The following is an 8,352-nucleotide window of genomic DNA, read 5'->3' on the forward strand; positions in this document are numbered from 1 at the left end:
GCCGGCGATCGAGGCGCGCGCGTCCGGGCGGAGCCTAGCGGCGTTCCAGGCGGGCCACGCGGCCCTTCTCGCCCGCCGCCCAGCAGCCGCCGTCGGCCGCGCAGTCGACGGTGTCGAACGACCCCGTGTCCAGCTGCCGCCAGGTCCGCCCCGCGTCCGTGGTGACGTCCGTGCCGGTCGGGCCGACCGCCAGGGCCGTGGTGCGCCCGTACGGGTACCAGGCCGCGCCCGAGCGGTAGGCGGGCGGCGGGGTCGCCGCCCCGGTCCAGCTCCGGCCGCCGTCGGCGGTACGGGCCGCGGCCTGCGGTGAGGCCTGGCCGGTGCGGTAGTCGCCGCCGACGGCGAGGCCCGTCGTACGGTCGCGGAAGGCCAGGGCGAACACTCCGCGCGCCGGGTCGCCGCCGGGGACGGTGGAGTCGGCGACCCGCCAGGTCAGGCCCCGGTCGGCGGAGTGCAGCACCCGTGCGGCCGCTCCCCCGCCGGTGGCCAGCCACACGTCCCGCGGCCCGGAGGCCGTCAGGCACTGGCCGCTCGCCGCGAACCCGGCCTCGCCGGGCAGCGCCTGCGACATCCCCGCGGCCGGGAGCACCCGCCAGCTGCGTCCGCCGTCGTCGGTGGCCAGGAGGCGGAACCGCCCGTCGACCGGGTCGCTGACGGCCAGCCCGTGACGGGAGTCGAAGAAGGTCAGGCAGTCGTAGAAGGCACGCGGATCGGTGTTGCGGAAGGCCTCGGTCCAGGTGGCGCCGCCGTCCTCGGTGCGCAGGATCCGGGAGGCCTCGCCCTCGCCGATCGACAGGGCGACGGCCCGCCGCCCGTCGAAGGCCTCGATGTCGCGCAGCTCCAGCTTCTCGGCCACCGCCCCGGGCGGCGAGACGTCCTGCCAGCTGCGGCCGCCGTCCGCGGTGCGCAGCACCCTCCCCTGGGAGCCCGCCAGCCAGGCCGTGCCGCGGCTGACGGCGGCCAGGCCGCGGAATCGGACGCTCTCGACGCCTTCCCGTCCGGTGTCCTTGACCGCCCAGCCGACGCCCCGCGAGCCGGGTGCGGACGCCGCCGGGGACGGGTCCGCGCCGGTGTCCGCCGATGCCGGCGTCACGGCCGCGGCGATCAGCAGGGTCGCCGCGCACATGCCAACTCCCAGAAGTCTCATGGCGCCGGAAGCTAACGCACCCCACGGGGCCCGTCCAGGGGGCCTCCATCCGCCCCTACGGCCCCTCCGGCATCCGCTTACGCCTGTGGAGCGATCGAATACCGGACGTATTGGGCCCGCCTCACGGGCCGGACCGCCGCCCCGGCGGCCTTTGACTGCACGTGACCACCACTCACTCTGTGCGATCACACGGGTGAGATCGCGCCAACCGGTGACACAGCTCACGTCATCCGCCATGCACGGATGTGCCGATTCCGGCGTCTATCCGGTTGCCGGGCACCACCCCACAGCCCGACAGCAGATCCGCCGCAAGGGAGCGAGCCTTGATCACTGTCATCGAGCAGGCCGTGCAGGCCCGACTGATCGCCACCGCACCGAAGGTCGAGACCGTCCCCGTCACCCTCTGCTACGACCGCTCGGATCCCTTCGCCGTCCGCATGGCCTTCCCGGCCCTGGCCACGCTCGAAGGCGTGGAGGTCTCCTGGACCTTCGCCCGCGAGCTGCTGATGTCCGGGCTCCGCCACCCGGCCGGCTGCGGCGACGTGCGCGTGCGGCCGTACGACGGGGACCGGACCACGGTCGAGTTCCACGCGCCCGAGGGCGTCGCGATCGTGCTGATGACCACGGCCGAGCTCCAGCGGTTCCTCGAACGCACCTCGGCGCTCGTACCCCCGGGCCTGGAGCACCGTTACCTCGACATGGACCACAGCCTCGACGAGCTGATGCGCGGCTCCCGCTGATTAATTCGTTTGCGGGCGGCCACGGGCCGCCCGTAGCTTCGTGAAGGCCTTGTAGTCGCCGAAACGGAGTAGGACATTGCTCTTCTGAGGTCCGAGACACCGACCGCCCTCACTCACCGCACTTCGCGATCCCTGTGACAGTCGGCTGTCTCCCCGCGTTGCACGCACCATCCACGCAACCTGGAGGCCTCCATGAGTCATGCCCCTGTTTTCGCCACCTGCACCGCCCTCTCCTTCGACTGGCCCGACGGCAGCCCCGTCTTCGACGGGTTCGACCTGACCGTCGGGCCCGGCCGGACCGGCCTGGTCGGACTCAACGGCTGTGGGAAGTCCACCCTGTTGAAGATCCTCGCCGGTGAACTGACCCCGTCCTCGGGGCAGGTCTCGGTCGCCGGGACCATCGGCTACCTCCCCCAGAACGCCACGCTCGACACCGCCCTGCGGGTGGACGAGGCGCTCGGCATCCGTGCCGCCCGCACCGCCCTGCACGCCATCGAGGCCGGTGAGGCCACCGAGGCCAACTTCACCGCCGTCGGCGACGACTGGGACGTGGAGGAGCGCGCCCTCGCCGTGCTCGACCAGCTCGGCCTCGCCGGGATCGGCCTGGACCGGACCGTCGGCGAGCTGTCGGGCGGCCAGTGCGTCCTGCTCCGGCTGGCGGCGCTGCTGCTCGCCCGGCCGGACGTACTGCTCCTCGACGAGCCCACCAACAACCTGGACCTGCGGGCCCGGCGCCGCCTGTACGCGGCCGTCGAGTCCTGGTCCGGGGTGATGGTGCTGGTCAGCCACGACCGGGAACTGCTGGAGCGGGTCGACCAGATCGCCGACCTCCGCGAGGGCGAAGTCCGCTGGTACGGCGGCAACTTCACCGACTACGAGCGGCTGCTGGCCACCGAGCAGGAGTCGGCCGAGCGGATGGTCCGGGTCGCCGAGGCCGACGTACAGCGCCAGAAGCGCGAACTGGCCGACGCCCAGGTCAAATTGGCCCGGCGCAAGCGGTACGGCCAGAAGATGAACGAGAACAAGCGCGAGCCGAAGATCGTCATGGGGGCCCGCAAACGCGCCGCCCAGGAGTCGGCGGGCAAGCACCGCATCATGCACGCCGAGAAGCTGGCGGACGCCCGCGAGCGGCTGGACCAGGCCGTCGAGGCGGTGCGCGACGACGCCGAGATCCGCGTCCGGCTGCCCGCCACCCAGGTCCCGCCGGGGCGCCGGGTGCTGACCCTGAGCGATCTGCACCTCGCCCACGGCGGTGCGCGGGTCGCGGGCGAGTGGGAGGTGCGCGGCCCGGAGCGGATCGCCCTGGTCGGCGCGAACGGATCGGGCAAGACGACCCTGCTGCGGACCCTCGCCGGGCTGCTGCCGCCCGCGTCCGGGGAGGCGGTGACCCACGTCCCCGCCCGCTTCCTTCCGCAGCGGCTCGACGTGCTGGACGACGAGCGCTCGGTGGTGGAGAACGTCTCCCGGTTCGCCCCGCACGCCACGAACAACGTGGTCCGGGCCCGGCTCGCGCACTTCCTGTTCCGGGGCGCCCGGGCGGACCGGCCGGCCGGCACCCTGTCGGGCGGCGAGCGCTTCCGGGCGGCGCTGGCGGCGCTGCTGCTGGCCGAGCCGGCCCCCCAGCTGCTGATGCTGGACGAGCCCACGAACAACCTGGACCTGGCGAGCGTGCGGCAGCTCGGTGCGGCCCTGGACTCCTTCGAGGGCGCCCTGCTGGTGGCCAGCCACGACGTGCCGTTCCTGGAGTCGGTCGGCATCACGCGCTGGCTGGTGCTCGACGGCGGTGTGCTGCGGCCGACCTCCGCCGAGGAGGTCCGGGGGTCAATGGGGCAGTAGGGCCCAGGACCTGCTCCCGCCGAGCGGGGTCAGGACCGGGGTGAGCCCCCAGTCGCCCCCGCAGGACTCGGCCACCCGGGCCAGCAGCCACATCGCGCGGCTGCGCCGGCCCCGGCACTCCTCGCCCTCCGCGGGCGAGGAGTGCGCGGGGTGCCGGTCGTAGAGGACGATCCGCAGGGCGTCGTAGCGCCAGCGGAGTCCGAGCACCATCTCCCGGCCGGGTGTGAAGCGGTCCGCGCAGGCCACCAGCTCGGAGGCGGCGAGGGCCGCGGGGTCGCCGAGGCCGGCCAGCCCGTGCCGGTCGAGCAGGGACCGCACTGCCGAGCGGGCGCTCGCCGCGCAGTGGGCGCCGCCCGGGAGCCGTACGGAGTGGCACAGCTCCCGCGCCAGGAGCGGGACCGGGGCCCGGCGCACCTCGTCGACGGGTCGCGGGCCGCGGAGGGTGCCCGTCATCGTGGTGCTCCACCTCTCGGGCCGGGCGGGGTCGCGCCGCGTGCATGATGCGCTACCGACCGTAGCGCAGGCGGGTGCGCGGAGCCACCGTTCGTACGACCAGATGGTGCTTTCCCGCGCCATGTCCGGATCCCGGCCCGGCCGGTCCGCGGGGCGGTCCCGGCCGTCAAGGCACCGCCGCGGACCACCTTCCGGCGTGATTCTCACCCCCGCGGAGCAGCCCGGCACCCTCTCGAACTGCACAGATAACCGGATGTAGCGGGACAGACCAACGGCTGGGGCTTGGCGCTCCTTGATGTCGCGCTTAACCTACGACTCCGTAGGCTACGGAACCGTAGGTAATTCGCTTTGTCCCCAGGAGCACCAGTGACGATCACCTCTCCCCACCTCGGCAGCTCGGAGGCGTGGACCGACGCCAAGCTGCTGTACGCGCTGGAAGAGGTGGTCGAGAAGGAGCTCAACCGCCACCTGAAGGTCACCAAGGACTGGATGCCCCACGAGTACGTCCCGTGGAGCGACGGCCGGAACTTCCCCGGCTTCTTCGAGGACGGCGAGGCCTGGGACCCCCAGCAGTCCAAGGTCACCGACATCGGCAAGATCGCCCTGGTCGTGAACCTGCTGACCGAGGACAACCTCCCCAGCTACCACCACGAGATCGCGACCCTGTTCGGCCGCAACGGCGCCTGGGGCACCTGGGTGCACCGCTGGACGGCCGAGGAGGGCCGCCACGGCATCGTGATGCGCGACTACCTGCTGGCCTCGCGCGCCGTGGACCCGGACAAGCTGGAAGCGTTCCGGATGCAGCACATGTCGGAGGGCTTCGAGTCCGACAACAGCCACTCGATGCTGCACTCGGTCGCGTACGTCGCCTTCCAGGAGCTGGCGACCCGCATCTCGCACCGCAACACCGGCCACCAGTCCGGTGACCCGGTCTGCGACCGGATGCTCGCCCGCATCGCGCAGGACGAGAACCTGCACATGATCTTCTACCGGAACCTGCTGGGGGCGGCCTTCGAGATCGCTCCCGACCTGACGATGCAGGCCGTGCGGGACGTCGTCGTCAACTTCCGGATGCCCGGCCACGGCATGCCCGGGTTCGAGCGGATGGCCGCGCAGATGGCGATCGGCGGGGTCTACAACCTGCGGATCCACCACGACGACGTGCTGAGCCCCGTGATCCGCTTCCTCAAGATCATGGACATCCAGGACCTGGGTCCGGACGGGCAGAAGGCTCAGGAGGAGCTCGGGCTCTTCATGAACGGCCTGGACAGCGAGGCCCGCAAGTTCGACGAGCGCCTGGCCGCGCGCGCCGCGCGCATGGCCGCCCGCAAGGGCTGATCCACCACCCGGAACCCCCGGCCCGGCCGGGGGTTTCGTCGTGCCCGGTCCGCTCAGCCGCGCGGGCGCAGGGCGGAGCGCTCGGCCTCCGACAGGCCGCCCCACACCCCGAAGCGCTCGTCGTTCGCGAGCGCGTACTCCAGGCACGCCGCCCTGCCCTCGCACGCCCCGCAGAGCCGCTTCGCGTCCTGGAGCGAGGACCCCGGCTCCGGGAAGAAGAAGCTCGGACCGGTCTGGGCGCACAGGGCCTGGTCGTACCAGGCGGGGGCGGCGAGGGAGTTCATCGACATGCGCCGATCGTGAACCCGCCGGATGGACGTCTCATCAACGCCTGATCAACAGCGGGGCTCAGGGGATCGGGAAGGCGGTGCCCGGGTCGGCGTGGGCGACGGGGCCGGCGAAGCGGGACGCGGCGCGGGCCACCGCCCCGGCGGGGGTGAGGGCGCGGCCGACGTGGGTGACGATCAGGCGGCCCGCCCCGGCGGCGGACGCCGTGTCGCCGGCGTCCTCGGGGGTGTGGTGGACCCGCTCCTCCCCGTCGGCGGGCGGACGGTCGCTCTCCGCCTCGCACAGCAGGACGTCGCAGCCTGCGGCCAGCTCCGTCAGGGCGGGGCACGGAGCCGTGTCGCCGGAGTAGACCAGGGAGCCGCCCGGCGCGTCGACGCGGACGGCGAAGGCCGGGATGCCGTGGGCGACGGCCCGGCTGGTCAGGGTGAGGGAGCCGACCCGCGCCCGGTGGCCGTCGTACAGCTCGTGGACGTCGAAGGCGGCTTCGACCGGGCTGCGGGCCGAGGTGTTGGTGAGGAAGTGGGCCAGCCGGTCGGCGGTGCCGGGCGGCCCGTACAGGGGGATCGGCGCGGGGAGCCGTACGTCCGCGTAGAGGGCGGCGTAGTAGGCGGTGAGCAGGTCCGCGCTGTGGTCGGCGTGCAGGTGGGAGAGCCAGATCGCGTCGAGGCCGTCCAGCCGGACGTACCGCTGCAGCTGGGCCAGCGTCCCGCTGCCCGCGTCCATCCACACCCTCGTGCCGCCGCCGGCCACCAGATAGCCGGAGCACGGGTTGTCCACGCTCGCGTAGGGGGTCGCGGAACCCAGGACGGTGAGCCGGAGGAGGTCGCTGGTCATCCGGCGAGTCTAGAACGGCGCATTAGGGTGACGATCATGGAAGACATCGAGTTCGTGTGGGGCGAGCCGGAGCGGCGGGCCGCGGCGGGGGACCTCGCGTACCTGGGGGAGCTGGGGGCGCAGCTCTCCGACCGGCGCGAGGAGGCCGCCCTGCGGGCCCGTACCTACGGGGAGCAGCTGGCGTACGTGGTACGGGTGCTGGCCCTCACGCCCGGCCGGGACGCCCTGGTGGAACTGATGCGGCTCGTCGACGGCAAGCGCGCCGCGTCGGACCTGTGGGGACTCGCCTCGCTCCTCGCGGAGCACCATCCGGCCGCCGACCTCGTCGCCGCCGTCTTCGACCGGCCCGGCGCGGGGGCGACGGACCACCTGGGTCCCTGCCTCTACCACGAGCTGCTGCTCCGGGGCGCGGACATGGCGGGCGTCCCGCAGCCGTGGTCCTCGCACACCCTGGCCTGGCTCCCCCGGCAGCTGCGCGACTTCGAGGCCGGAGCCGAATTCCCGCGCCGCACCGTCAGCGGCTCCGCGGGCGGGTTCTGGACCAGGATCCCGGCCGAGGGCCGCCTGGACCCGCCGGTGCCCCGCACCACCGAGCGGTCCGCGCTGCGGAACTCGGTCACCGCCGAGGTCCACGAGAGCATCGTCTCCGCCCCCGAGTCGGGCGACTGGGGCCACGCCGACGCCTGGGTCTTCCTACCGGAGGAACCCCTCGCCCCCGAGCAGGTGCCCGCCCTGCTGCCGATGCTGCCCATGCCCTGCACCGACGTCGGCCCCACCTACCGCTTCGAGGTCGCCCGCAGCCCGCTGGGCGAGGTCTGGCGGCTGCTGTTCGCCTCCGCCTCGATGGGCGGGGTGTACGGAGGGGGCGTGGGCGGGGCCTTCGGGCGGATGTGGGCGTGGCGGTCGCTGGCGGGCCTGGCGGGCGCGGAGGCGGGTGCCGGCGCGGAGGAGGTGGAGCGCCTGGCACGCGCGACCACCTGGTTCCGCTTCGAGGCCGACTCGGGCTGGTTCCACAACGAGATCGGCGCCGACTACGGCATCGCGGCCCTGTCCCCCGACGGCCGTCGGCTGGCCGTCCTCGCGGCCACGGACACCGACTGACGGGACCCGGCCGCGGCAGCCCGCCCGAGCCAGTCGGCGAGTACCGCGAAGTCCGCGTCGGTGAGGCCCGTACGGGGGTCGACGCGGTGGAGCAGCGCGGGCGCGGGGTGGTGGGCGGCGACCCAGGCCCGGTCGGCGGGGGTGATCTCGTCGTCGGCCCAGGCGAAGGGGCGCCCGCCCGCGCGGTCCACGAGGGTCCGGGTCTTCCAGTGGAGCCCGCCCCGGCCCTCGCCCTCGGAGGGCTCCGGCCAGTCGACCACCGGCAGGCGGGGCAGGCCGAGGCGCGGGGAGAGCGTCTCGTTGGCCTCGTCCTCCCAGGTCGTGGCCCACACCAGCACGCCCGGCAGCGCCAGCAGCCGGGGCCCGAGGGCGGGGTCCAGCCGGGCGAGCAGGGGGTTGCCGGACTCCTCCCTGGGACCGGCCGGCAGCCGGTAGCCGGTCCCGCCGAAGGGGATCAGCGGGCCGTCCACGTCGAGGAAGAGCAGCGGGAGCGGGGCGGCAGCGAAGGTCATGCCGTCAGGCTAGGCCGTCTCTTTCGGATCTTGCCGGTTAAGCCCGCGTCGTCCGGTGCCGTGCATCGGCGCGTTGGCGGGGCGCCCTTGTACTGGACGTACT

Annotated in this window: 9 protein-coding genes; 4 read left to right on the top strand and 5 right to left on the bottom strand. The window is 73.7% G+C overall.

The genetic code is table 11. The features are described from left to right. Positions 1-34 precede the first annotated feature (34 nt). Positions 35-1,126, bottom strand: a complete 1,092-nt coding sequence (locus ACIPW5_RS04165) for a WD40/YVTN/BNR-like repeat-containing protein (RefSeq protein ID WP_401240006.1) — start codon at positions 1,124-1,126, stop codon at positions 35-37. A gap of 344 nt (positions 1,127-1,470) precedes the next feature. Here ACIPW5_RS04165 and ACIPW5_RS04170 point away from each other — a divergent pair, with 344 nt between their 5' ends. Together ACIPW5_RS04170 and ACIPW5_RS04175 are read left to right on the top strand one after the other, a co-directional pair. Continuing rightward, the gene (locus ACIPW5_RS04170) at positions 1,471-1,887 is read left to right on the top strand and encodes an SsgA family sporulation/cell division regulator (protein WP_401240008.1); all 417 of its coding nucleotides are present in this window, start codon (positions 1,471-1,473) and stop codon (positions 1,885-1,887) included. 192 nt (positions 1,888-2,079) lie between these two features. Then, on the top strand, positions 2,080-3,723 hold the full coding sequence (locus ACIPW5_RS04175) for an ABC-F family ATP-binding cassette domain-containing protein (RefSeq protein ID WP_401240011.1): 1,644 nt from the start codon (positions 2,080-2,082) through the stop codon (positions 3,721-3,723). On the opposite strand, the gene ACIPW5_RS04180 is transcribed toward ACIPW5_RS04175, so the two are convergent. Continuing rightward, positions 3,709-4,176: an ATP-binding protein gene (locus ACIPW5_RS04180; protein WP_401240015.1), complete on the bottom strand. Its 468-nt coding sequence runs from the start codon at positions 4,174-4,176 to the stop codon at positions 3,709-3,711. The two genes, ACIPW5_RS04175 and ACIPW5_RS04180, sit on opposite strands and share 15 nt — an antisense overlap. Before the next feature lie 366 nt (positions 4,177-4,542). Here ACIPW5_RS04180 and ACIPW5_RS04185 point away from each other — a divergent pair, with 366 nt between their 5' ends. Next, complete coding sequence (locus ACIPW5_RS04185; protein ID WP_401240017.1) at positions 4,543-5,514, top strand: acyl-ACP desaturase; 972 nt, start codon at positions 4,543-4,545, stop codon at positions 5,512-5,514. Positions 5,515-5,567: 53 nt separating this feature from the next. On the opposite strand, the gene ACIPW5_RS04190 is transcribed toward ACIPW5_RS04185, so the two are convergent. Both ACIPW5_RS04190 and ACIPW5_RS04195 read right to left on the bottom strand, forming a co-directional pair. Next, positions 5,568-5,804 carry a WhiB family transcriptional regulator gene (locus ACIPW5_RS04190; protein ID WP_401240019.1) on the bottom strand — a complete coding sequence of 79 codons (237 nt, stop codon included), beginning with the start codon at positions 5,802-5,804 and terminating at the stop codon, positions 5,568-5,570. Between the two features lie 58 nt (positions 5,805-5,862). After that, the gene (locus ACIPW5_RS04195; RefSeq protein ID WP_401240021.1) at positions 5,863-6,636 is read right to left on the bottom strand and encodes an MBL fold metallo-hydrolase; all 774 of its coding nucleotides are present in this window, start codon (positions 6,634-6,636) and stop codon (positions 5,863-5,865) included. Between the two features lie 36 nt (positions 6,637-6,672). Here ACIPW5_RS04195 and ACIPW5_RS04200 point away from each other — a divergent pair, with 36 nt between their 5' ends. Further along, positions 6,673-7,737, top strand: coding sequence for a DUF6183 family protein (locus ACIPW5_RS04200; RefSeq protein ID WP_401240024.1), 1,065 nt, complete (start codon positions 6,673-6,675; stop codon positions 7,735-7,737). On the opposite strand, the gene ACIPW5_RS04205 is transcribed toward ACIPW5_RS04200, so the two are convergent. After that, positions 7,668-8,249: a hypothetical protein gene (locus tag ACIPW5_RS04205; protein ID WP_401240026.1), complete on the bottom strand. Its 582-nt coding sequence runs from the start codon at positions 8,247-8,249 to the stop codon at positions 7,668-7,670. The genes ACIPW5_RS04200 and ACIPW5_RS04205 overlap by 70 nt on opposite strands. Positions 8,250-8,352 lie beyond the last annotated feature (103 nt).

Source organism: Streptomyces sp. NPDC090077, assembly GCF_044747545.1.
Classification (GTDB): domain Bacteria; phylum Actinomycetota; class Actinomycetes; order Streptomycetales; family Streptomycetaceae; genus Streptomyces.

Excerpts from the sequence above, each read along its gene's own strand:
- ACIPW5_RS04165 (WP_401240006.1), bottom strand. The coding sequence starts at position 1,126 with ATGTGCGCGGCGACCCTGCTGATCGCCGCGGCCGTGACGCCGGCATCG.
- ACIPW5_RS04175 (WP_401240011.1), top strand. The coding sequence starts at position 2,080 with ATGAGTCATGCCCCTGTTTTCGCCACCTGCACCGCCCTCTCCTTCGAC.
- ACIPW5_RS04180 (WP_401240015.1), bottom strand. The coding sequence starts at position 4,176 with ATGACGGGCACCCTCCGCGGCCCGCGACCCGTCGACGAGGTGCGCCGG.
- ACIPW5_RS04190 (WP_401240019.1), bottom strand. The coding sequence starts at position 5,804 with ATGTCGATGAACTCCCTCGCCGCCCCCGCCTGGTACGACCAGGCCCTG.
- ACIPW5_RS04195 (WP_401240021.1), bottom strand. The coding sequence starts at position 6,636 with ATGACCAGCGACCTCCTCCGGCTCACCGTCCTGGGTTCCGCGACCCCC.
- ACIPW5_RS04200 (WP_401240024.1), top strand. The coding sequence starts at position 6,673 with ATGGAAGACATCGAGTTCGTGTGGGGCGAGCCGGAGCGGCGGGCCGCG.
- ACIPW5_RS04205 (WP_401240026.1), bottom strand. The coding sequence starts at position 8,249 with ATGACCTTCGCTGCCGCCCCGCTCCCGCTGCTCTTCCTCGACGTGGAC.